This window comes from Micromonospora sp. NPDC023644 (assembly GCF_040640115.1).
Classification (GTDB): domain Bacteria; phylum Actinomycetota; class Actinomycetes; order Mycobacteriales; family Micromonosporaceae; genus Micromonospora.
The window spans coordinates 281,866-305,044 of record NZ_JBFABA010000001.1 but is presented as its reverse complement, the minus strand read 5'-3'; the positions used below and the strand labels follow the sequence as shown (position 1 = coordinate 305,044).

At 74.7% G+C, this 23,179-nt stretch carries 15 protein-coding genes; 3 read left to right on the top strand and 12 right to left on the bottom strand.

The window, feature by feature from the left end; genetic code table 11:
* Positions 1-12: 12 nt before the first annotated feature.
* The 4 genes from AB0G08_RS01385 to prmC all read right to left on the bottom strand — a co-directional run bounded on the left by AB0G08_RS01385 (position 13) and on the right by prmC (position 4,444).
* Positions 13-2,124, bottom strand: a complete 2,112-nt coding sequence (locus AB0G08_RS01385) for a transglycosylase domain-containing protein (protein ID WP_358081427.1) — start codon at positions 2,122-2,124, stop codon at positions 13-15.
* A 116-nt stretch (positions 2,125-2,240) separates the two neighbouring features.
* Complete coding sequence (locus AB0G08_RS01380; RefSeq protein ID WP_358081424.1) at positions 2,241-2,852, bottom strand: phosphotyrosine protein phosphatase; 612 nt, start codon at positions 2,850-2,852, stop codon at positions 2,241-2,243.
* Positions 2,853-3,497 (bottom strand): L-threonylcarbamoyladenylate synthase, encoded by a 645-nt coding sequence (locus AB0G08_RS01375; RefSeq protein WP_357870843.1) that lies wholly within the window; start codon positions 3,495-3,497, stop codon positions 2,853-2,855.
* Entirely contained in the window at positions 3,497-4,444 is a 948-nt protein-coding gene (gene prmC, locus AB0G08_RS01370; protein ID WP_358081421.1) for a peptide chain release factor N(5)-glutamine methyltransferase, read from the bottom strand. The genes AB0G08_RS01375 and prmC overlap by 1 nt, the downstream gene beginning before the upstream one ends.
* A 72-nt stretch (positions 4,445-4,516) precedes the next feature.
* On the opposite strand from prmC, the gene AB0G08_RS01365 reads away from it, so the two are divergent.
* Positions 4,517-6,067 carry a GGDEF domain-containing protein gene (locus AB0G08_RS01365; protein ID WP_358081591.1) on the top strand — a complete coding sequence of 517 codons (1,551 nt, stop codon included), beginning with the start codon at positions 4,517-4,519 and terminating at the stop codon, positions 6,065-6,067.
* 21 nt (positions 6,068-6,088) lie between these two features.
* On the opposite strand, the gene prfA is transcribed toward AB0G08_RS01365, so the two are convergent.
* Positions 6,089-7,177: a peptide chain release factor 1 gene (prfA, locus tag AB0G08_RS01360; RefSeq protein WP_358081417.1), complete on the bottom strand. Its 1,089-nt coding sequence runs from the start codon at positions 7,175-7,177 to the stop codon at positions 6,089-6,091.
* A gap of 97 nt (positions 7,178-7,274) precedes the next feature.
* Positions 7,275-7,499, bottom strand: coding sequence for a 50S ribosomal protein L31 (gene rpmE, locus AB0G08_RS01355; RefSeq protein WP_088998650.1), 225 nt, complete (start codon positions 7,497-7,499; stop codon positions 7,275-7,277).
* A 298-nt stretch (positions 7,500-7,797) separates the two neighbouring features.
* On the opposite strand from rpmE, the gene AB0G08_RS01350 reads away from it, so the two are divergent.
* The gene (locus AB0G08_RS01350) at positions 7,798-8,694 is read left to right on the top strand and encodes an AAA family ATPase (protein ID WP_358081414.1); all 897 of its coding nucleotides are present in this window, start codon (positions 7,798-7,800) and stop codon (positions 8,692-8,694) included.
* A 96-nt stretch (positions 8,695-8,790) separates the two neighbouring features.
* Here the strand turns inward: AB0G08_RS01350 and AB0G08_RS01345 are convergent, their stop codons facing one another.
* The 3 genes from AB0G08_RS01345 to thrB form a co-directional block, all read right to left on the bottom strand.
* Entirely contained in the window at positions 8,791-12,288 is a 3,498-nt protein-coding gene (locus AB0G08_RS01345; RefSeq protein ID WP_358081411.1) for a phosphodiester glycosidase family protein, read from the bottom strand.
* 591 nt (positions 12,289-12,879) lie between these two features.
* A complete protein-coding gene (gene rho / locus AB0G08_RS01340; RefSeq protein ID WP_358081409.1) occupies positions 12,880-15,024 on the bottom strand; it encodes a transcription termination factor Rho in 2,145 nt (714 codons plus the stop codon).
* Positions 15,025-15,321: 297 nt separating this feature from the next.
* Positions 15,322-16,266, bottom strand: a complete 945-nt coding sequence (gene thrB / locus AB0G08_RS01335; protein ID WP_358081406.1) for a homoserine kinase — start codon at positions 16,264-16,266, stop codon at positions 15,322-15,324.
* 141 nt (positions 16,267-16,407) lie between these two features.
* On the opposite strand from thrB, the gene AB0G08_RS01330 reads away from it, so the two are divergent.
* The gene (locus AB0G08_RS01330; protein WP_358081403.1) at positions 16,408-16,953 is read left to right on the top strand and encodes a hypothetical protein; all 546 of its coding nucleotides are present in this window, start codon (positions 16,408-16,410) and stop codon (positions 16,951-16,953) included.
* A gap of 90 nt (positions 16,954-17,043) precedes the next feature.
* Here AB0G08_RS01330 and AB0G08_RS01325 read toward each other — a convergent pair whose 3' ends face one another.
* From AB0G08_RS01325 to thrC, 3 genes are all read right to left on the bottom strand, one after another.
* The gene (locus AB0G08_RS01325; protein ID WP_358081400.1) at positions 17,044-18,288 is read right to left on the bottom strand and encodes an MFS transporter; all 1,245 of its coding nucleotides are present in this window, start codon (positions 18,286-18,288) and stop codon (positions 17,044-17,046) included.
* Between the two features lie 113 nt (positions 18,289-18,401).
* Positions 18,402-21,707, bottom strand: a complete 3,306-nt coding sequence (locus AB0G08_RS01320) for an efflux RND transporter permease subunit (RefSeq protein WP_358081397.1) — start codon at positions 21,705-21,707, stop codon at positions 18,402-18,404.
* 163 nt (positions 21,708-21,870) lie between these two features.
* Positions 21,871-22,920, bottom strand: a complete 1,050-nt coding sequence (thrC, locus tag AB0G08_RS01315) for a threonine synthase (RefSeq protein ID WP_358081394.1) — start codon at positions 22,918-22,920, stop codon at positions 21,871-21,873.
* Between the last annotated feature and the right edge of the window lie 259 nt (positions 22,921-23,179).

Sequence of the window (23,179 nt, the reverse complement as noted above, 5' to 3'; positions counted from 1 at the left end):
GGCCGCGCCGGCTCAGTTGCCGGCGCGGGCCCCGGTGAGCCGGAAGGCGGTCGTCTCGCTGGGCGGCACGAAGTCGCGCACCGGCTCGTCGCGCAGCGCGAAGGCGAGCACCTCCCCCACCGCCTCGACCAGTTGCCCCTGCACCCGCTGGCCCACCGCGTCGCGCGGGTCGTCGGGGTTCGCGGCGATCGAGGCGACCGCCAGCTGCGGGGTGAAGGCGACCACGGTCTCCGTCGCGTACCCGTCCGAGCTGCCCGTCTTGCCCGCCACCGGACGACCGAGCTGGTGGCGCAGCACCTCGGCGGTGCTGCGGGCGCACTGCCCGTACATCGACTGGTCGCCGACCGCGCAGCGGGCCGCGTCCGCCGCCGCCCGGGCCACGTCCACGTCCACCGCCTGCCGGCAGTTCGGGCGCGCGGCCGCCACCGGACGGCCGGCCGCGTCGGCGATCGAGACGACCGGCAGCGGCGCGCACCACGAGCCCTCGGCCGCCACCGCGGCGTACGCGCCGGCCAGGTCGAGCGGGGTGGTGGCGGAGACGCCGAGGGTGAACGGCCCCCACTCGCGCGCGCCGTGGCGGGCCAGCCGCGCGTCGTCCTCGGAGCGGAAGACGATGCCGAGCCGCTCGGCCATCTCCACCGCCCGGTCCGCGCCGACCCGCTCGGTCAGCCAGGCGAAGTACGTGTTGACCGACTCGCCGAAGGCGGTCCACATGGTGTGCCGGCCGTCCATGGAGGCGTTGGCGTTGCGCGGGCACCAGTACCCGTCGCAGCTCGCTGCCCCGCTCGCCGAGTAGTCGGTCACGATCCGCTCCGGCGCGTCGAACTCGGTGCTCAGCGGCAGCCCGGACTCCAGCGCCGCCAGCATGGTGAAGACCTTGAACGTGGAGCCGGCCTGGTAGCCCTCGATCGCCCCGCCCCCGGCGACGAGTTGGTTGACCGTGTTCGGGTGGTTCTTCTGCCCGGCCGGGTTGGCGGCCACGCCGTAGTTGCGGTTCACCGCCATCGCGAGCACCCGGCCCGTGCCGGGCTGGACCACCGCCGTCGGCGCCGCCCGGCGGTCGTCCACGGAGTAGATCCGGCGGACCTGCTCGCTGGTGGCGCGCTGCACGGCGGGATCGAGCGAGGAGACGATCGAGAACCCGCCCCGGCGCAGCGTGAGCTGCCGCTCGTCGACCGTCGCGCCGAACGCCGGCTGGGCGTTCCACCAGCGGGTGAACCAGTCGCAGAAGAAGCCCCAGTCGTTGTGCTCCGCCGACACCGCCGTGCAGTCGTTCGGCGTCTGGCTGGGCCGCAGCCGCAACTGCTCCGCCCCGGCCCGGGCCGCCGCGTCGGCCGGCACCTGCCCGGACTCCACCAGCCGGTCGAGCACGTACGCCCGGCGGGCGACCGCGGCGTCCGCGTCACCGTTGATCGGGTCGTCGGTGTGCGGGGAGCGGACCAGGCCGGCGAGCAGCGCCGCCTCGGCCAGGGTGAGCTCCGCCGGCGGCTTGGAGAAGTAGCGCCGGCTCGCGGCGGCCACCCCGTACGCGCCCGCGCCGAAGTAGGCGATGTTGAGGTAGCGGCCGAGGATCTCGTCCTTGGTCAGCTCCCGCTCCAGGGCGAGCGCGTACCGCATCTCCTGGATCTTGCGCGCGGTGGTCAGCTCGGTGGCGGCGGCGCGCTGCCGCTCGCTCAGCCGGGGGTCGTTGCTGAGCACGTTGCGGACGTACTGCATGGTCAGCGTGGACGCGCCCTGCCTCGTCGTGCCGTCGCGCTGGTTGACGGTGAAGGCCCGCACCACGCCGCGCAGGTCGACCCCGCTGTGCTCGTGGAACCGGGCGTCCTCGGCGGCGATGATCGCCTGCCGCATCACCGGCGCCACCTCGGTCAGCGGCACGTCCACCCGGTCCTCCTGGTAGAAGGAGGTGATCAGGGTGGTGCCGTCGTTGGCGTAGAGGTTCGAGCGCTGCGGCGTCGGCGGCGTGCGCAGCGTGTTCGGCAGCTCGGAGTACGGCGCGGCGAGCGCCGAGAACCCGATGCCGAAGACCAGCGCGGCCGGTAGGGCCGCCACCGCGAGCGCCAGCCCGGCCAGCACGCCGGCGATCAGCACGGTGAACAGTTTGTCGAGGCGTGCCCGGGTCATCAGCTCTCCCCGCAGGAGCCGGTCAGGACCCACCCAGAATGACCCGAAAGCCCCTCTCGACCGCCCCTTTCCCCCAAACCCGCAGGAAACTCACGCGCGGGGGTACCTCGGGCGGGTTACGGCAGGAGCGCGGCGGCGAGGGGGTGGACGGTCTCCTCGATCTCGTCGGCGACCCGGCTGAAGCACTGGTCGCCACGCCCCCACGGGTCGTCGAGATCGTCGGTGGGCAGCGAGGTGGCGCCCAGGCGGGCGGCGTGGGCGGCCTCCACCAGGGCCACGCCGCGCGCGTACACCGCGTCGGGGGTCGCCTCGGCCGGCGGCAGCCCGGCGGCGTCCACCCCGGCGAGCAGCCGGCCGAACTCGCCCAGCACGAACGTGCGCGCCGCGGCGTCGGGGCGCAGCGCCACCACGTACTCCTGCTGGTCGGCGGTGGCGGTGAGGACGAGGTCGGCGGCGTCGATGTGGTCCGACCGGAGCTTGCGCGCGGCGAAACCGTCGGCGCTGCCGCCCCGGGCGGTCACCTGGCGCGACGCCGGCGGGTTCATCTCCTCGCCGGCGTGCCAGCCGCCGGTGCCGGCGCTGTGGCTGTGCAGCAGCTCGTCGGCGCGCGCCGGGTCGACCTCGCGGCGGGCCAGCCGCTCCCGGACGGCGAGGGCCAGCAGCCGCTCCGCCATCGGGGACCGGCAGATGTTGCCCATGCACACGTGCAACACGGTGAACGGAGGCACTCAGACCCCCTGGCCGGCGAGGATGTCGGGCACCACGTCGCGGAGCTTCTCCAGCCCGACGGCGCCCTGGCGGAGGACCTGCGGCACCTCGCCGGTGAGGTCCACGATCGTGCTCGGCACCGGATCCGGGCAGGGCCCGGCCTCCAGGTAGGCCCGCACCGAGTAGGCGAGCTGGTCGCGGGCCTCCTCGGCGGTGAGGGCGGCCGGCTGGCCGGTCTTGTTGGCCGAGGCGACCGCCATCGGGCCGGTCTCACGCAGCACCTCCAGCGCCACCGGGTGCAGCGGCATCCGCACCGCCACCGTCCCGGAGGAGTCGCCGAGGTCCCAGCGCAGGCTGGGCGAGTGCGCCACGATGATGGTCAGCGCCCCCGGCCAGAACGCCTCGACGAGGTCCCGGGCCGCCTGGGGCAGCGAGTAGACCAGGCCGTCGAGGGTGTGCCGGGAGCCGATCAGCACCGGCGGCGGCACCTGACGGCCGCCCTTGGCGTCCAGCAGGGCCTTGACCGCGTAGGGGGTGAACGCGTCCGCGCCGATCCCGTAGACCGTGTCGGTCGGCAGGACGACCAGCTCGCCGTTCTTGACCGCCTCGATGGCAGCGGCGATGCCGCGGTCCCGGTCGGCGGGCGACCGGCAGTCGTAGAGCATCACGAGGAGTCAGTCTGCCACGTCGCGTCGGCGGCGGCGTGCTGGCCGTCCGTCCGCCGGGACGCGGTCGCGAAGCGGGGCCGCCCGGTCAGGTCCGGATGGTCGGCGGCCGCCTCGAACCGGCCGTTCGCGGCGAGCAGGTCGGGCACCGCCGCGCCGTGCGTGTCGTCGTGCTCGACACCGAACACCCCGCCGGGGCGCAGCAGCGCCGCCGCCCGGGCGATCACGGGGCGGATCACCGCCAGGCCGTCCGCCCCGCCGAAGACCGCGTTCGCCGGATCGTGCCGGCCCACCTCCGGGGGCACGGCCACGTCCGACGGCACGTACGGCGGGTTGCAGAGCAGCACGTCGACCCGGCCCACCAGGTCGGCGAGCAGGTCGGCGGCGGTGACGTCCGCCGCCACCACCTCGATCGGCCGGTCCCCCGCGGCGGCCCGGGCCGCCGCGTTGCGCCGCAGCCAGGGCAGCGCCGCCGCCGACCGTTCCACCGCCACCACCCGGGCCGCCGGCAGCTCCTGGGCGACCGAGAGGGCGATCGCCCCCGAGCCGCTGCACAGGTCCACCACCAGCCCGGCGCCCAGCCGCCGGCCCTGCGCGATCCCCCAGCCGGCGAGCAGCTCGGTCTCCGGCCGGGGCACGAAGACGCCCGGCCCGACGGCCAGCTCCAGGTGCCGGAAGCCGGCGCTGCCGGTGAGGTGCTGCAACGGTTCCCGCCCGGCCCGCCGCGCGACCAGCTCGTCGAACCGGTCGAGCTGGTCGGCGGTGAAGTCGTCGGCCAGCGCCAGCCGTCCCCGGGGCACCGCCAGCACGTACGCGGCCAGCTGCTCCGCCTCGGCCCGGGCCGAGGCGATCCCGGCGTCGGCGAGCGCCCGGGACGCCCGGGCCAACGCCACGGAAGGACGCTGCCGTCTCGTCCCTTCGGACGGGTGTTGCGGCACGGTGGTCACGAGATAATCATGGGGCGTCGCGCTGGACATCACGAGCGGATGCGTCCGGACGCACACCGACAGGAGGTCGCGGTGGGTTGGCTCGACCGGGTCACCGACCAGGTTGACGCCCTGACGCGGGCGCGCGCCCTCCAGGAGTTCAGCCGCTCCGCCGAGGCGTACGCGATCCTCGACCGGGTCGCCGCCACCACCACCGACCCGTACGCGCGGGCCGACGCCCTGGTGCAGCGCCTCTCCGCGGTGATCAACCTGGGGCGGACGGCGGAGTACACCCGGGCCGTCGAGGAGGCCTCCACCGCCGTGCGCGACCTCGCCGAGCCCTACCTGCTGGGGCACCTCAACGCGCTGGCCGCCCTCGCCGCGCACCACCAGGGCGCGCTGGACCGCTGCGTCACCCACCTCGTGAAGGCCGCCCGGGCGCTGGGCGCGGTGGGCGACCCCGACCGGGACACCGCGTGGGGCTGGCACGACCTGGCGATGGCCTACTCGTACCTCAGCTTCCACGGCTACGCCCTCGGCGCGATCGAGCGGGCCCGGCAGCTCGGCAGCGCCGCCGAGATCCCGGAGGAGACCTTCGCCGCCCCCGGCATCCGGCTGCGCAACGCCGTGGCGCTGGACCACAACGGCGACAGCGACGGCTGCCTGCGGGTGCTGCGGGACGTCGCCGCCGACCTCGACCGGTTCCTGCGCAGCGGGCGGGCCGGGAAGCTGCGCCCGAGCAGCCTGGCCGCGTACGGCTACGCCGCCGCCCGGCGGGCGGCCCTCGGCGACCGGCTGGACGTCGACACGGAGGCCGCCCCGGCCCGGCTGCTCGGCCACGGCGGGGACAGCGCCCGGGCCCGCGACATGCGCCAGCTCGGCCAGGTCTGCCTCGCCGTCGCCGAGGGACGGCCCATCGAGGCCGTCGCCCGGCTGGACACCGTGCGGGTCTCCACCGAGACGCTGGGCGCGGCCGAACCGGCCCGGCTGCGCAGCGTCGCCCTGGCCCGCGCCGGCGACCACGCGGGGGCGCACCGGGCCGACCGGCTGGCGTTCCGGCTGGCCGCCCAGCGCAACGACCGGCTCCGGGACGTCTACATCGACGGCATCGCCGCCCGCATCGACCACGAGGAGATGCGCCGCGAGGCCGCCCGCTTCGAGGGCGAGGCGCTGACCGACCCGCTGACCGGCCTGCCCAACCGGCGGCGGCTGGAGCGCTACATTGCCACCCTGGTCGCCCACGGCGACCGGGTGGTCATCGGCGTCTGCGACCTGGACGGCTTCAAGGCCGTCAACACCCGGCACGGGCACCACTCCGGCGACCTGGTCCTCCAGCGCGTCGCCGGGGTGATCAACCGGGTGATGCGCCGGGGCGACTTCGTGGCCCGCTACGGCGGGGACGAGTTCGTGGTGGTGCTGCCCGGCGCCGGGATGGCCGAGGCGGCCGAGGTGGGCCGCCGGATCGACGCGGCGGTGCGCACGGAGGACTGGGAGTCGCTGGTGCCCGACACCCCCGTCGGCGTCAGCGTCGGCTTCGCCGAGGTGGGCGCCACCGGCCCGGGCCTGCGCGACGCCCTCGGCACCGCCTTCGAGGCCGCCGACCGCGCGATGCTCCGCGCGAAGGCCCGCCCCCGCGCGTCCTGACCCCGGTCGGCCGGGCGGGGGTCAGCGGCGGGTCAGCTCGGTGTCGCCGGCGAGGCGGGCGGTGCGGTCGGCCTCCACGAGGGCGTCGAGGACCCCGTCCAGGTCGCCGGCGAGCGCCAGGTCCAGGTTGTACGCGGTGTAGCCGATCCGGTGGTCGGTGATCCGGTTCTGCGGAAAGTTGTAGGTGCGGATCCGCTCGGAGCGGTCCACGGTGCGCACCTGCGCCTTGCGGGCGTCCGAGGCGGCCGCGTCGGCCTGCTCCTGAGCCGCCGCCAGCAGCCGGGCGCGCAGGATCCGCATCGCCTGCTCGCGGTTCTGCAACTGGGACTTCTCGTTCTGGCAGGAGACCACGATGCCGGTCGGGACGTGCGTGATCCGGACCGCCGAGTCGGTGGTGTTCACCGACTGCCCGCCCGGCCCCGACGAGCGGAACACGTCGATGCGCAGGTCGTTCGGGTCGATGGTGACGTCGACGTCCTCGGCCTCCGGCAGCACCAGCACGCCGGCGGCGCTGGTGTGGATGCGGCCCTGCGACTCGGTGACCGGGACCCGCTGCACCCGGTGCACGCCGCCCTCCCACTTGAGCCGGGACCAGACGCCGTTGCCACCCTCGGGCACGCCCTTGGTCTTGATCGCCAGCGAGACGTCCTTCACCCCGCCCAGGTCCGAGTCCTGGGCGTCGAGCACCTCGGTGACCCAGCCGCGCCGCTCGGCGTACCGGGTGTACATCCGCAGCAGGTCGCCGGCGAACAGCGCGGACTCCTCGCCGCCCTCGCCCGCCTTGATCTCGACGATCACGTCCTTGGCGTCGTGCGGGTCGCGCGGGATCAGCAGCTCCGACAGCCGCTGCTCCAGCGCCGGCAGGCTCGCCGCGATCGACTCGGCCTCGGCGGCGAAGGACGCGTCCTCGGCGGCCAGTTCCCGGGCGGCGGCGAGGTCGGCGCGGGCCTGCTCCAGCTCCCCGGCCGCCTTGTGCAGCGGCACCAGCTCGGCGTACCGGCGGCCGATCCGGCGGGCGGTGCCCTGGTCGGCGTGGATGGCCGGGTCGGCCAGCCGCTTCTCCAGCTCGGCGTACTCGTCGAGGAGGGCGGCCAGACGCTCACTGCTCATGCGGGGGAGGCTCCTTCGACGACGAGGGCGGAATCCGGGGAGATACGGACGACGCCCGCGTCCGGCACGAAACCGGGCGCGGGCGTCGAACGAGGAATTACTTGGCCTTCTTGGCCTGAACCTTGGCGTACTTCTGCTGGAACTTGGCCACCCGGCCCGCGGTGTCCAGGACGCGCTGCTTGCCGGTGTAGAACGGGTGGCAGGCGCTGCAGGTCTCGACGTGGATCGAGCCGCCCTTGGCGGTGCTGCGGGTGGTGAACGTGTTGCCGCAGGAGCAGCTGACCTCGGTGGTCACGTACTCCGGGTGGATGTTGGACTTCATCTCGCCTCGGTCCTCTCGTGGGTGGTCGCCGGGTCGCCGTCGGTGTCCGTCGCGGCGCGCGACGGGCTCGGGCGTGAACCGGAACCGGTGGCCGATTGACCAGTGTGCCATGGGCGTGCGCCGACCCGGCAATCGGGCCGCACGGCTGGTCCGGCATCGACAACGCACGCCCCACCTCCCGCATTCCCGACGCCGGGCCGGGCATTCACCCGACACGGCCGCCGTCGGCGTCGTGCCCCGCCCGGGGCACGCGCCGCAGGCGGCGCGACCGCCGACGACGTACGACACGGAGGACCCGATGGCCCGCCTGATCGCCACCCGGGGACTGCCCGCCTCGGGCAAGACCACGTTCGCCCGGACGCTCCAGCCGTCCGTGGTCCGGGTCAACCGGGACGACCTGCGCCGAATGCTGCACGGCGAGCGGCTGTTCACGCAGTGGGCGGAGTGGCAGGTCACCGTCGTGCAGCGGGCGCAGGTCGAGGCGCTGCTGCGGGCCCGGGCCGACGTCTGCGTCGACGACACCAACCTGCGGTCGCGGACCCTGCGCGACTGGGCCGACCTGGCCGCCCGGCACGGCGCCGAGTTCGAGGTGCACGACTTCACCGATGTGCCGCTCGCGGAGTGCCTGCGCCGCGACGCCGCCCGCCCCGAGGCCGACCGGGTCGGCGAGGCGTGGATCCGCCGGCTGCACGAGCGCTACCTGGAGGGCCGTACGCTGCCGCTGCCCGTGCCGCAGGCCCGGACGGGGCGGCCCGCCACGATGCACGCCCCGTCGACCGAGCCGCCGGAGATCGTCCTGGTCGACATCGACGGCACGGTCGCGCTGAACGTCTCGCGCAGCCCGTACGACATGACCCGGGTCGGCGAGGACGAGCCGAACCCGGCGGTGATCGCGGCGGTCCGGGCGATGCACGCCGCCGGGTACGGGGTGGTCTTCTGCTCGGGCCGGGACGCCACCGCCCGCGCCGCCACCGAGGCGTGGCTGGCCCGACACGTCCGGGTCCCCTACCTCGGGCTGCACCTGCGCGCCATCGGCGACAACCGGAAGGACTCCGTGGTCAAGCGGGAGATCTACGAGCGCGAGATCGCCGACCGCTACCGGGTGGTCGGCGTCTTCGACGACCGCCAGCAGGTGGTGCGGATGTGGCGCGCCCTCGGCCTCACCGTCTTCCAGGTGGCCGAGGGCGACTTCTGAAGGCCCGCACCGGAAACCGGAGCGGGCCTTCGGAAGCGACGTCGGGAGGGGCGCCTTCCCACGCGCCGGGCGCCGGAAGGCGCCCCTCCCCTCAACTCAGGCGGCGGGAGCTGCGGCGGCGGCCGTCAGGGTGACCGTGGCCTCGGCCTGGGCCCCGTTGACCGCGACGGCCAGCTTGACCTGCGCGCCGGGGCGCAGGGCGGTGAGCTTGCCGGTGGCCGGGTCGAAGCGGGCCACGTGCCAGGGCTTCAGCCCGAGGACCGAGCCGACGTGCACGTTGGGCGAGGCGGACCAGTCCGCGCTCACCGGCGCCGCCACCGGCACCGTACGCCCGCCGGGCTGGGTCACCGTGGCGGTGACCGTCGCCGGGGCGCCGACCGCGATGCTGGCCGGGGCGGCCAGCGCGAGCGCGTCGACGTGCGCGTGGAACTCGGCGGCGACCCAGCGCGGGCCCTCGACGAGCGGGTTGCGCCGGGCCCGGTCGGCCTCGGCCGGGCTCACCGGGTCCACCCCGAACTCCGTCCACCCGGTGAAGCCGCCCTGGTCGGCCGGGGTGGAGGGGTTCTTGCCCGCGTTGCCGTTGATCAGGTACGGCACCCCGTCGACCCGCTCGGCGTGGAAGGTGCCGACGTGCCCGCCGACGAACGCGGCCCCCTTGCCGGTGCGGTGCTGGAAGTCGGCCAGCCACTGCTCCAGCAGCGCGGCCTCCTTCCGGTCGCCGAGCTGGCTGGCCTTGGCCGGGCTGGGGTCGCGCGGCGGGTGGTGGTGCAGCACGACCACCGAGCCGACGCCCGCGTCACCGGCCGCCGAGTCGAGCGCCTCGCGCAGCATCCGCACCTGGTCGAAGCCGCCGCCGCGCAGCGAGCCGGTCGACGAGTTCAGCGTGACGAAGCGGGTGCCCTTGTGGTCGAAGGTCCGCTCGGTGTCGCCGAAGGCGGCCTTGAAGTTGGCGATCGGGGCGCCCATGATCTCGTGGTTGCCGGGCACGTAGTAGTACGGCAGTTCGCCGCCGAGCTCCTCGTCCAGCAACCGCTTGGCCAGCGCGAAGTCCGCCGGGTAGGCGGTGTCCACGAAGTCGCCGTTGATCACCAGGAAGTCCGGCTTCGCGGCCTTGACCTCGCGGAGCGTACGGCGGGCCTGGGCGACCAGGTCGCTGTCCGGGTTCGCCGCGACGAACTGCGCGTCGGACATCACCGCGAAGCGCCAGGGCGCCCCGTCCACCGTGCCGTCGCGCAGCACCACCCGGTCGGTGCGCGGCGTCTCGGCCGGCGCGTCGACCGTCGGCGGCACCTTCGCCACCAGGTCGTCGATGACCACCTCGCTGCGGTACTGCGCGGCGGCGTTGGTCTCCGCCACGTAGAACCGGCGGACCCGCACCGGGTACTGCACCCCGGCGGGCACGGCCAACTCGACGTACTTCCAGCCCGTCCAGGTGATCAGCGGGCCGCGCAGGACGTGCTGGGTGTTCTGCGCGTCGTGCAGGTGCAGGCTGGGCCACTCCCCCGTGCCGTTGCCGTGGATCCACATGCCGAACGCCTGCGGCTGGCCGGCCACCTCGATCCAGGCCGGCGGGTCCGCGTACGCGGCCCGGGTGCCGGTGGACTGGCTGAAGTCGTACGTCATCTTCAGGCCCGTGCCGGTGCGGCCCGGCGCGGGCGCGACCGCGCCGCTGGCCCGGGCCTGGCTGAACTTCCAGGCCGCCGCGTCGTCGAAGGTGGCCACCGGCACGTCGGTGAGCCCGACGGTGACCGGCAGGACGGTGCTGCTCCGGCCGACGTGGACGGTGACCAGCGCCGAGCCGGTGTCCCGCAGGGCGGTGACGGCGAGGTTGCCGTCGGCGGTCGGGACGATGCGGAGCAGGTCCTTGTCGTAGTCGAGCCTCAGGTCGGCCGGCTCGATCGGGGCGGTGTTGCCCTCGGCGTCGTAGCCGACCACGCCGAACAGCGCGCTGCCCTGCGCGCCGGTCAGACCGACCCGGTCCACAGTGGAGTCGACCCGGGCCAGCGGCCCGAGCACGGTCAGGTCGAGGGTGCCACTGGCCTCGTCCCGCCAGGCCGTGACCGTGGTGCGCCCGGGCAGGCCGGCCCGGAAGCGGCCCTTGTCGTCGACGACGCCGTGCACGGCCGGGTTGGCCCGCCACTTCGGCGCGCCGGCCGCCGGGCCGTACGTCTCGTCGTGCCCGGCGGCGGTGAGCCGTCGGGTCAGGCCGGGGAAGACGCGGTCGGGCCGCCCGCCGCGCACCGGCGCGACGCCCGGGGCGCTGGTCGGGTCGCTGGCGGTCTCCAGCCAGTACCCGGTGAGCCGGCCACTGCCCTTGGGCGCGTAGATGGCCAGGCCGTTGGGCACGGCACGCTCGCTGCCGTCGGACGGGCTGTTCTCCACCTGCACGGCCGCCGCGCCCGGCTCCCGGGCGAGCAGCGTCGAGGAGCCGCCGCCGTCGAGGTTGAGCGCGTGGTGCGCGCCGAGTTCGGCCATCATGCGGCCCATCTCGGTCTGGGTGACGCCGCGGCTGTCGACCTGCCGGCCGTCCACGGTCAGCATGATCATGCGACGACCGTCGGCGGAGAAGCCGACGGACGTGCGCGGGGCCAGCGACGCGTCGGCGATGCTCTGCACCACTCCGTCGCGGACCAGCACGTTGCCGCCGCCGACCGCCGCGTGCAGGGTGCTGCCGTCGGCCGGCTTGGGCTGGTAGGCGACGGTCACCGGGTCGCCGGGGCGCAGCCCGGCGAGGGCGTCCGCGCCGGCGTCGCGGCCGAGCAGCACGGTGGTGCCGGCCGGGACCGCCCCGCTGCCGGCCGTGCCGCCGACGGTGGCGACGCGGCCGTCGACCACCGTGACCTCCGTGACGCGGGTGGCGCCGGCGACCGCCCGTTCCCGGGTGTACGACCCCCAGAGCGCGGTGAACACGCCGATCCCGTTCGCCTGGATCATGTTGTTGAACTGGGTCAACGTCACCGGACCGGTGGGCAGCGTGGCGGTGCCGTCGAAGTTCACCTCGATGACGCGGCCGAGCCCCTCGGTGGTGATCGCGACGGCGTTGCGGTGCCCGCTGACCGCGGACTGGACCAGCTGGCCGTCGCGGACGCCGACGCCCTGGGCGGCACCGGAGTTGTTGATGTCGAAGAAGTCGCCGTTGACCGCGGCGACCGCCCGGGCCGCGTCGACGGCGCCGCGCAGCGGCTCGGCGCGGCTGACCGCGCCGGAGTTGACGTAGTCCACGGTGAGGCCGCCGGTGAGGTCGGCGGTGAGCGCGTCCGCGCGCAGCCAGCCGTCGGCGTCGTACCGGTCGAAGGAGGTCAGGGCGAGGCCCGGGGCGACCGGGCGGGTGGTCTTCGCGGTCTCCAGCCCGCCGGCCGGCTCCAGGCCGGTCGGGGCCGCGGCGGCCGAGGTGCTCGCGGCCGGGTCGCCGGCGAGCGTCACGGAGCCCGTGGAGTACGAGGAGGCACGCGGTGCGTCCTCGGCCGCGGTGGCGGAGGGGTCGGTGGCCGGAGCCGGCGCACCGGCGTTCGCCGGCACGGTGCCGGCCAGGGTGAGCAGCGGCGTCAGCAGCAGGACGCCTGCGAGCCGGGCGGATCGTCTGCGGGTACGCATGGGCGACAGTCAACCGGACGGTGAATAGAAGTTTCAATACCTGTTGCCCAAAGCGAAGGAAAACTCCACCCGTCCGGTTGCCGTCGCCGTCGCGTCGCCGCCATCCGCGGACCACGCCGTGGCGCAGCCGGCCCGGCCATACCGCGCCCACGGGCCACGGCGGCGCCGCATCCGGTCACGGAGAGTGGACGGTCCCGGCCTTCCCGCCCCCCTCGGTCCGTCCCCTTTGCTCTGCAGCCATATCCGCACCGGGCACGCCGCGTGAGCGGTGCGCACGTGGATGCAGAGCAAAGGGGACGTGGAGGGTGCGGCGACGGAAGCGCGCCTTCCAGCAAAACCCCTGGCCAGGAGGCACCGGCAGCGGCGGCGCGGGAAGGCAGGCTAGCCGGGCCACCGGATTCGCTCACGCAGCGTCATGTCATGGGCGAGCCGAGGGCCGGTGACGCATCGTCACCGACGCGGGCCGGCAACCGTGGCCCGCCTGGGCAGTCCGCGTGCCGCGCCGGAGCTCACCACCACACCGGAGCCCGGGACGCGAGAAGGGCACGGCCTCGTGGCCGCGCCCTTCTCGCTCGTCTCACCCGGGGAGGGTCACTCCCCCGGCGTCGACTTGGCGATCTGCATCAGGAACTCGATGTTGGTGCGGGTCTGCTTGAGCTTGTCGAGCAGCAGGTCCAGCGCCGCCTGCGAGTCCAGCGAGTGCAGGACCTTCCGGAGCTTGTGGATGATGGCCAGCTCCTCCGGCGCGAGCAGGATCTCCTCCTTGCGCGTGCCGGACGGGTGGATGTCGATGGCCGGGAAGATGCGCTTGTCGGCGATCTTCCGGTCCAGCTTCAGCTCCGCGTTGCCGGTGCCCTTGAACTCCTCGAAGATGACCGTGTCCGCCATGGACCCGGTCTCCACCAGCGCGGTGGCGAGGATGGTCAGCGAGCCACCGTTCTCGATGTTGCGGGCCGCACCCAGGAAGCGCTTCGGCGGGTAGAGCGCGGTGGAGTCGATACCACCCGACATGATCCGGCCGCTGGCCGGCGCCGCGAGGTTGTACGACCGACCGAGGCGGGTCACCGAGTCGAGCAGCACGACCACGTCGTGGCCCAGCTCGACCAGGCGCTTCGCCCGCTCGATCGCCAGCTCGGCCACCGTGGTGTGGTCCTGCGGCGGACGGTCGAACGTCGCCGCGATGACCTCACCCTTCACCGACCGCTGCATGTCGGTGACCTCTTCGGGCCGCTCGTCCACCAGCACCACCATCAGGTGGCACTCCGGGTTGTTGTGCGTGATCGCGTTCGCGATGGCCTGGAGCACCATCGTCTTGCCCGCCTTCGGGGGCGACACGATCAGCGCGCGCTGGCCCTTGCCGAGCGGCATGACCAGGTCGATGACCCGGGTGGTGAGGATGTGCGGCTCGGTCTCCAGCCGCAGCCGCTCCTGCGGGTAGAGCGGGGTGAGCTTGTAGAACTCCGGCCGGCGCCTCGCCTCGTCCGGCTCCATCCCGTTGATGGTGTCCAGCCGCACCAGCGGGTTGTACTTGTCCCGCCGCTGCTCGCCGTCGCGCGAGGAGGCGCGCACCGCACCGGTGATGGCGTCACCGCGCCGCAGGCCGTACTTCTTGATCTGCGACATCGAGACGTAGACGTCGTTCGGGCCGGCCAGGTAGCCGGTGGTCCGCACGAAGGCGTAGTTGTCGAGCACGTCGATGATGCCGGCCACCGGGACGAGGACGTCGTCCTCGCCGACCTGCGGCTCGCGCTCGCGCCCGCCGTCGCCGGTGCCACCGCCCTCGGCACGCTCACCGCGGCCACGGCGGCGGTCGCGGAACCGGCTGCGCCGGCCACGCCGGCCGCCGCTCTCGTCGTCGTCGCCGTCGTTGTCACGCTCGATGCGCTGGCCCCGGTCGCCGCGCTCGTTGCGGTCGCCGCGCTCGGCACGCTCGCCGCGCTCGTTGCGGTCACCGCGCTCGGCACGCTCGCCACGGTCGCCCCGCTCGTTGCGGTCGCCGCGCTCGGCACGGTCGGCACGCTCGCCGCCGCGCTCGACACGGTCACCGCGCTCGGCCCGGTCGCCACGCTCGGCACGCTCGCCGCCACGCTCGGCCCGGTCGCCGCGCTCGGCCCGGTCGCCGCGCTCGGCACGGTCACCGCGCTCGGCACGCTCGCCGCCACGCTCGGCGCGGTCGCCGCGCTCACGGCCACGGCCCTCGCCCCGGTCGGCGCGCTCGCCGGCCTCGGCCTCTTCCACACGGGTCTCCGTTGGACGGGTCTCCGCCGGGCGGGCCTCGGCCGGGCGCGTCTCCGCCGGACGGGCCTCCGCGGCCCGTGCCTCGGAGGCGGCGGTCCGGCTGCGCCGGGTCCGGCCACGGGGCTCCGCCTCGACCGCCGCCGGCTCCGTCGGAGCCTGCTCCGCGGTGCGCCGCTCGGCCGCCGGCCGCTCGGTCTCGCGGACCTCGGCGCGGGCCTCTTCACGGGTGGCAGCGGCCGCGGCCGCGACCTCGGCCCGCGGTCGAGGGGTCCCGGCGGCGGCGCCGCCCTGCCGCTCGGAGATCGCGCTGATCAGCTCGCCCTTGCGCATGCGGGCCGTGCCCGAGATGCCGAGCGAGGCGGCCAGGCTCTGCAGCTCCGGCAGCAGCATTGCCGACAGGCCGGTGCCGCTACGCCGACGACGGGCGGGGGCGGCGGCGGTGGTGGCATCGCCAGCGACGTTGGAAACATCCGACGTCACGTCGGTGGTGTCGCTCAATGGATTCCTTCCCTCGATAGGCCGGGACTGCCCGGAGTCGAAAAGCCAGGTGGCCGGGCGGCCTCGGTGCACCCGCCTCGCATGGACGCGTCGCGGGAGTCTGTGACACAGCAGCCGGTCGGTTTCCCGACTCACCAAACGTCGGTGAGCGGGTCTCGCCGTTTGCGGCGACCTGTGAACACTGCGGTGCGGCGTGGGCCTAGGCAGGGGTGACGGGCTGACCGCCGAAAGCTTCGGGGGTGCGCCGACCCGCAGGGAGATCGCATGCTTCGCGGCTGTGCTAAGTCTAGAGCGTAATCAACTCTTCCGACCTGCGGCAACAGGGTCCCGCTCTGCGTGTCCCAGTCTACCCCGGGTGACCTGTGCTCCGCTCCCGTCTGGATCCAACCGCCAGACCTGCCAACCTGTTCCCGGGTCGAGGCCCTCGGGTGGGTCGGTCAGGGCCAGGACGGTCGGCCCCGCACCGCTGATCACAGCGGCCACACCGGCCCCACGCAGCGCTTCCACCAGGTCGGCGCTGCCCCGCATGCCGTCGGCGCGGTAGTCCTGGTGCAGCCGGTCGACCGTGGCCGGCAGCAGCAGACCGGGGTCGGCGGTCAGCGCGTGCACCAGCAGCGCGGCGCGGCCGGCGTTCAGCGCCGCGTCGGCGTGGGGCACGGTGGCCGGCAGCGCGGCCCGCGCGGTCGCCGTCAGGCCGCGCTCCGCCGGCACGAAGACCGTCGGTCGTACGCCCTCGGCGACCGGCAGCGACACCGCCCGGGCGCCGGAGGGCTCGGTCCAGGCCAGGGTGAAGCCGCCGAGCAGGCACGGCGCCACGTTGTCCGGATGGCCCTCGATCTCGGCGGCGAGGCGCAGCGCGGCGGCGTCGTCGAGGCGGTTCTCGCCGTCGGTGACCAGCGCACGGGCCAGCAGCACGCCGGCGACGATCGCCGCGGACGAGGAGCCCAGGCCGCGGGCCTGCGGGATGCGGTTGACGCACTCCACGGCCAGCCCGGGCGGCTGCCCGCCGAGCACGTCGAAGGCCGCCCGCATGGCGCGGACGACCAGGTGCCGGTCGTCGGCCGGCAGCTCCCCGGCGCCCTGCCCGGCCACGGCCACCGTGACGCCCCGCGCCGTCACCTCGGCGGCCACGTCGTCGTGCAGCGCCAGGGCGAGCCCCAGGGCGTCGAATCCCGGCCCCAGGTTGGCGCTGGTGGCGGGGACCCGGACCCGGACCGGGCCGGAGGTGAAGTTCGTCGGCACGGGCTCATGCTAGGGCTCCGCACCGACGACCCGGACCTCCGCCCGCCGGATGGGACGGGGCCGCAGGGCCGCCTCCGCAGGACGGTGGGCACCCCGGCCGGTCCGTTAGCCTGACCCGACCGACGGCGGCTGGAGGCAGGGATGCGCGAACTCGGGTACGTGGCGACGGTGGCCGCCTTCCAGGCGCCCACGGCGCTGGTGCTGCTGGTCGGCCTCGTACTGGCTGCGACGGCCGGGCGGCGGCTGCCCCGGAAGCCCCGGCTGCTGGCGCTGTCCGGGCTCACCGTGCTGCTGGTCAACGCGGTGCTCAGCGTGGCCTGGACCCTGCTGCTGCCCCGCGCGTTCGACTTCGACTGGGGGCGCTCGAACTTCCAGCTGATGAACCTGGCCTACGGCGGGCTGCAGTCCCTGACGTACCCGATCGGGACGGGTCTGCTGATCGCGGCGGTGCTGGCCGGGCGGCGGGCGGGCGGCGCGGAGGCCGGCCCGTTCGGACGACCGCTCGCCGGCGGCGCGCCGGTGCCGACCACCGCCCCGGTGCCGGCCGGTCAACCGGTGCCGACCGCCGCACCTGCGCCGCCGACCGGCCCGGGGTGGACCGCGGAGGGCGGCGCCGACGTGCCGGCGCAGTGGGGTGGCCGATCCCGGCCGGACGCGCCGACGGACACCGGGACCGACCGGCCCTGACCGCCGGGCGGGTCAGCGGCGGCGCCCGGAGCGGGCCGCGGCTGACCGCCGGCCGCGCGGGCGGGTCAGTGGGCCGGCCGCGCGGGCGGGTCAGTGGGCGGCGCTCGGGGCCGGCTGCGGGGCCGGCTCCGTGAGCGAGAGCCGGCGGGTGGCGATCCGCCAGCCGACCGCGTAGACCAGCGTGACCAGGGCGCAGCTGGCCAGCACCACCCGCTCGTCCACGGTGTCCACCACGGCGGCCACCGCGAGCTGGCTGATCGAGACGGCGAGGGTCGCCAGCATCATGTCGGTGGCGAAGACGCGGCCCCGCAGCCGGTCCGGCACCTCGCCCTGGAGCGCGAAGTTCGACATCACCCAGTTGCTGCCGCCCGCGAAGTGGGCGACGAAGACCAGGACCAGCACCAGCGGGAACCAGTTGGCGACCGAGGTGCCGAGGTAGGCCAGGCCGTAGAGGGACATGGACAGCGCCAGCCCGGGCAGCAGCCAGGCCCGGTTGGTCAGCACCCGGCGCATCAGGATCGGCCCGACGAGCGCCCCCGCCCCGCGGACGGCGAAGAGCAGCCCGGTGCCGATCGGACCGACCCCGTACACCGCCGCGAGCAGCGGGAACACGGTCAGCACGCCGTTGCCGAGGCCGACCGCCGACTTCACGGTGACCAGCGCCAGCACCCTCGGCCGGTGCCCGATGTAGCCCAGCGCCTCGCGGATCGCGGGCCAGGTCCGCTGCACCGGCAGGTCCGCGTCGCGGGGCGCCTGCAACGGCCGGCGGATCAGCGTGGCCAGGCCCGCGGCTATCACCAGGCCCACGGCCGCCACCCAGAAGCAGGCGTACGGGCCGACGGCGGCGCTGAGCACGCCGCCCAGCGAGGCGCCGACGACGGTCATGGTGCCCCAGGCCGAGCCCGCCACGGCGTTGCCGGCGGCCAGCTCGTCGGGGTCGAGCACGTTGGGCAGGGCCGCCTGGGCCGCCGGGGAGTAGAACGCCTTGGCAACCGCCACCACCCCGATCCCGACCATCGCCAGCCAGGCGGTCCCGGCGCTACGCACCCCGAGCAGCAGCAGCACGCCGAGCAGGGCCGCGACGTTCGAAATGATCATGATCTTGCGCCGGTCGAACCGGTCGGCGACCGTGCCCGTGTACGGCAGCAGCAACGCCACGATGCCGGTGTCGACGGCGAGCACCAGCGCGCCCCAGACGCCACTGCCGGTCAGGTCCGGCAGCAGCACCAGCAGCGGCACCATGACGAACCAGTCGGCGCCGAAGACCACCAGCTCCGCGAGGAAGAGATTGCGGAAGTTCCGGTTGCGGGTGAGGACCGAGACGGTGGACGGCACGTCCGGATACCCTACCCGGCGGCGACCGGCGGGCCGGGCGTACGGCGGCTACCTGACCGAATGCGAACGCCCCCGGCGGGCGGGACCCGTCGGGGGCGTTCGCGGACGTACCGCTACTCGGTCGGCGGCAGCGGGGACCTGCGGCTCTTCGGCAGCCGCAGCACCTCGAACTGGTCGGTGCCGTCCACCAGCGCGCCCGACGGCGCCGGCCGGGACGCCGGGGCGTCGGCGCCCTCAGCGCCGGCGGTGGACGGCACGCCCGCGGGCACCGCAACCGGCTCGGCGGCGGGCGTCCCGCCGTCGTCGCCGGGCTGATCGGCGTCGCCCGCCCCGGTGGCCGGGGCCGCCCCGCCGGACCGGCGGGCCCGCCGGGAGCGGAACGACTCCTTGGTGTTCTCCGCCATCGCGTAGAGCGTCGGCACCAGGATCAGGGTGAGCAGCGTCGAGCTGAGCAGACCGCCGATCACCACGACCGCCAGCGGCTTGGAGATGAAGCCGCCCTCCCCCGTGAGGCCGAGGGCCATCGGCAGCAGCGCGAAGATGGTGGCGACCGCGGTCATCAGGATCGGCCGCAGCCGGCGCCGGCCGCCCTCGACCACCGCCTCCTGGACCCCCATGCCCTGGGCCCGGTACTGGTTGACCAGGTCCAGCAGCACGATCGCGTTGGTCACCACGATGCCGACCAGCATGAGCACGCCGATCAGCGCCGGCACGCCCAGCGGGGTGCCGGTGGCGAGCAGCAGGCCGATCGCGCCGGTCGCCGCGAACGGGATGGAGATCAGCAGGATCAGCGCCTGGACCAGGCTCCGGAACGTCGCCACCATGATCAGGAAGACGATCGCGATGGCCGCGAGCACGGCCAGGCCCAGGTCGGCGAAGGCCTCCTCCTGGTCCGCGCTGACCCCGCCGATGGCGAAGGTCGCCCCCGGCACGTCGATGCCGTCCAGCTTCTTCTGCAGCTCCTGCGTGATGGCGCCGAGGTTCGAGCCGGTGGCCGTACCGGTGACGGAGACGCTGCGCTCGCCGTCGATCCGGCTCACCTGCTGCGGGCCCTCGGTCTGGGTGACGTCGGCGATGGCGTCGAGCTTCACCGGCCCGACCGGCAACGCGCGCAGCTCCTCCACCGTGGTCGGCGGCTTGCCCGCGAACCGCAGCACCACGTCCCGCTGCCCGTCGTCGAGCGTGACCTGCCCCAGGGGCGCGCCCCGGAACGCCTGGGCCACCAGCTGGCCGACGGCGGCCTCCGTGAGCCCGACCCGCCCGGCGGCGACCCGGTCGACGGTGACGTCGACGCGCGGCACCCGCGTGGCGAGGCTGGTGGAGACGTCCTCGACGCCCGCCAGCCCGGCCATCGCCGAGCGGACCTCCTCGGCGGCCCGGGTCAGCGCCTCCGGGTCGGCGCCCTGCACGACCACCTCGATCTGGTTGGCGGCCGCCCCGCCCTGACCGGCGCCGAAGCTGATCTCACCGACGCCCGCGCCCAGGGCGTCGAACTCCCGGCGCAGCTTCTCCCGCATCTTCTTGGCGTCGGTGCCCTCGCCGAGGGCCAGCGACCAGCTGGCGACGTTGTTGCCGCCGCCGCCGGCGAACGGGTTGTCCCCGCCGCCCGCCGTGACCTGGTACGTCTCGACGTCCTCGGTGCGCTCCAGCACCGCCTCGATCTGGCGGGCCGCCGCGTCCGTGCCGGCCAGCCCGGTGCCCGCCGGCAGCTCCTGCGTGATGCTCAGGGTGTCCTGGCCGGAGTCGTCGATGAAGTTGGTCTCCAGCTGCCGGGACAGGCCGAAGGTGCCGAACAGCACAAGCATGCCGAGGCCCAGCGTGATCCACCGGGTGGCCCGCTTGCGGGTCGCGAACCCGATCACCGGCAGGTACGCCCGCTGCAACGGGTTGCGCAGCTCCTTCTCCTCCGCCGCCCGGCGCAGCGCGGCGTCGTCCGCCGTGCCGCCTGAGGGCTTCAGGAACCAGTACGCGAGCACCGGGATGACGGTCAGCGAGACCAGCAGCGAGGCGAGCAGGGCCACCGTGACGGTGATCGCGAACGGCGCGAAGAGCTGCCCGACGAAGCCGCCCACCAGCGCGATCGGCGCGAAGACGGCGACCGTGGTGAGGGTGGACGCGGTCACCGCGCCGGCCACCTCGCGCACGGCGGCGAGGATCGCCTGCCGCTTCGGCTCGCCGTACTCCAGGTGTCTCTTGATGTTCTCCAGCACGACGATCGAGTCGTCGACCACCCGGCCGACCGCGATGGTGAGCGCGCCGAGGGTGAGCAGGTTGAGCGAGTAGTCGCCGATCCAGAGGGCGATCAGGGCCACCACCACCGAGAGCGGGATGGAGACCGCGGTGACCACGGTGGAGCGGACCGACAGCAGGAAGACCAGGATGACCACGACGGCCATGACCAGGCCCAGCAGGCCCTCGGTGGTCAGGCTCTCGATCGACTTCTCGACGAACGGCGCCTGGTCGAAGACGACGGTCAGCTCGGCGCCGGAGGCCTCCCGCAGCTCGGCGAGCCGGTCCCGGATCTCGTGCGAGATCTGCACCGCGTTGCCGTCCGGGGAGGCGGTGATCGCGATGCCCAGGCTGTCCTTGCCGTTGGTGCGGGTGATCGCGGTGGCCGGGGCGAGCTGCTGCTCGACGGTGGCCACGTCGCCGAGGCGGACCGGGGCCGCCCGGCCCGTCGCCGGCGCGACCACGACGCCACGCAGGTCGTCCAGCGTGGCGAGCCGGGTACCGACCTGCACCGGGAGCGCGCGGGTGCCGTCGGTCACCGCACCGGCCGGCACCGTCACGCCGTTGGTCTGCAACGCCGCGCCGAGGGCGGTCGGCTGGAGCTTCGCCGCCGCCAGCTTGGCCGGGTTCGGGACGACCACCACGACGTCGTCGCGGGCGCCGGTCAGGTCGACCGTCCGCACCCCCTCGATCGCCTCCAGCTCGGGCACGACCGCGGCGCGCAGCTTCTCGACGAGGACGCGCTGGTCGGCACCGCCGGAGGCGGCGAGCACCACCGCGGGCAGGTCGTCGGTGCTGCCGGCGATGACCTGCGGGTCGACCCCCTCCGGCAGCTGCGCGTCGATCCGGTTGAGCGCGGTCTGCATCTTGTTGACCACGTCGTCCAGGTCGGTGCCGAACTCGTACTGGACCTGGACGGTCGTGGAGCCCTCGCGGGAGGTCGAGGTGACCTGGTCCAGCCCGGGGATGCCCTGGAGGGCGTTCTCGATCGGCTCGGTGACCTGCGACTCGACGACCTCGGGCCCGGCGCCGGGGTAGACCGCCACGATGAACGCGGCCGGGAACTCCAGCGACGGCAGGAGCTGCTGCTTCAGTGACGGTACGGCGAACGCCCCGAACAGCGTGGTCACCACCGCGATGAGGGCGATCAGCCCTCGGTTGGCGAGGCTGAATCTGGCGAGCAGCGACATCGGCGTGACTCACTCCTGAAAAAGGCGATTGGCGGGGGTTCGGATTCTCCCCCACCCGGCCTGACCGACCCCGGTCGGCCCTGCCCCGTCCGATGCACAGGACTCGCCTCGGCCGCGCCGGCTCACTCCCGTCGGCGTCGACCGGCGCCGATCCGCCGGCGGCTCAGGCGAGGTCGAGACAGCGGGCGGCGGCCAGGGGGTCGTTGGCGATGGTGGTCGGCACGGGCGCGGTGGAGATCGCCCACTCCGGGTCCTTCAGGCCGTGGCCGGTGACCGTGCAGACCACCGTCGAGCCGGCCGGGATCCGACCGGCGGCGGCCTGCTGGAGCAGGCCGGCCACGCTGGCCGCGCTGCCCAGCTCGACGAAGACCCCGACCTCGCGGGCCAGCAGCCGGTACGCGGCCAGGATCTCCCGGTCGGTGACGGCGGCGATCAGTCCGCCGGAGGAGTCCCGGGCGTCGAGCGCCCTGGTCCAGCTCGCCGGGTTGCCGATCCGGATGGCGGTGGCGATCGTGGACGGCTCGCGGACCACCTGCCCGCTGACGATCGGGGCGGCGCCGGCCGCCTGGAAGCCGTACATCTTGGGGGCCCGGGTGGCGTTGCCGTCCCGCAGCTCCTCCGAGTAGCCCATCCAGTAGGCGGAGACGTTGCCGGCGTTGCCGACCGGCAGGCAGTGGATGTCGGGGGCGTCGCCCAACGCCTCGACGATCTCGAAGGCGGCCGTCTTCTGGCCGTGCAGCCGGTCGACGTTGACCGAGTTGACCAGGGCGACCGGGTAGTCCTGGGCGAGCTTGGCGGCCAGCGACAGGCAGTCGTCGAAGTTGCCGGTGACCTGGAGCAGCCGCGCCCCGTGCACGAGCGCCTGGGCCAGCTTGCCCAGCGCGATCTTGCCCTGCGGCACGAGCACCGCGCAGGTCAGGCCGGCGCGGGCCGCGTACGCCGCCGCGGAGGCGCTGGTGTTGCCGGTGGAGGCGCAGATGATCGCCTTGTTGCCGGCCTCGACCGCCTTGGAGACCGCGAGCGTCATGCCCCGGTCCTTGAACGAGCCGGTCGGGTTGGCGCCCTCCACCTTCAGGTGCACGTCGCAGCCGAGCCGGGCGGAGAGCACGGGCGCGGGCAGCAGCGGGGTGTTCCCCTCGTGCAGGGTCACGACCGGGGTGGCGTCGGTGACCGGCAGCCGGTCCCGGTACGCGTCGATCAGACCCCGCCACATGTCGTTCTCCCTCGCCTCTACCGCCCCGCCGCGCCGGGCACCTCTCCAGCCTGGACCAGCATCGCCCGGTGCCCGTCGGCGCACCCGCAGTTAACCATCAGGCGAGACGCGCAAGCGCCCGCCCCGCCGGGGCGGGGCCAGCGACCGGTCACCGCCCGGCCCATGCCGTCGCGACCGCGAGCCGCCCGGCCGTACCGCCCGGGGCGGCCCAGAGACCGGTCACCGCCCGCACCTGCCGTGGCGACCGCGAGCCGCCCGG

What these genes read in the sequence shown, in the direction of transcription:
- AB0G08_RS01385 (WP_358081427.1), bottom strand. Translation starts at nt 2,124, where the DNA reads ATGACCCGGGCACGCCTCGACAAACTGTTCACCGTGCTGATCGCCGGC.
- AB0G08_RS01375 (WP_357870843.1), bottom strand. Translation starts at nt 3,497, where the DNA reads ATGCTCTACGACTGCCGGTCGCCCGCCGACCGGGACCGCGGCATCGCC.
- prfA (WP_358081417.1), bottom strand. Translation starts at nt 7,177, where the DNA reads ATGAGCAGTGAGCGTCTGGCCGCCCTCCTCGACGAGTACGCCGAGCTG.
- rpmE (WP_088998650.1), bottom strand. Translation starts at nt 7,499, where the DNA reads ATGAAGTCCAACATCCACCCGGAGTACGTGACCACCGAGGTCAGCTGC.
- AB0G08_RS01350 (WP_358081414.1), top strand. Translation starts at nt 7,798, where the DNA reads ATGGCCCGCCTGATCGCCACCCGGGGACTGCCCGCCTCGGGCAAGACC.
- AB0G08_RS01345 (WP_358081411.1), bottom strand. Translation starts at nt 12,288, where the DNA reads ATGCGTACCCGCAGACGATCCGCCCGGCTCGCAGGCGTCCTGCTGCTG.
- AB0G08_RS01330 (WP_358081403.1), top strand. Translation starts at nt 16,408, where the DNA reads ATGCGCGAACTCGGGTACGTGGCGACGGTGGCCGCCTTCCAGGCGCCC.
- AB0G08_RS01320 (WP_358081397.1), bottom strand. Translation starts at nt 21,707, where the DNA reads ATGTCGCTGCTCGCCAGATTCAGCCTCGCCAACCGAGGGCTGATCGCC.
- thrC (WP_358081394.1), bottom strand. Translation starts at nt 22,920, where the DNA reads ATGTGGCGGGGTCTGATCGACGCGTACCGGGACCGGCTGCCGGTCACC.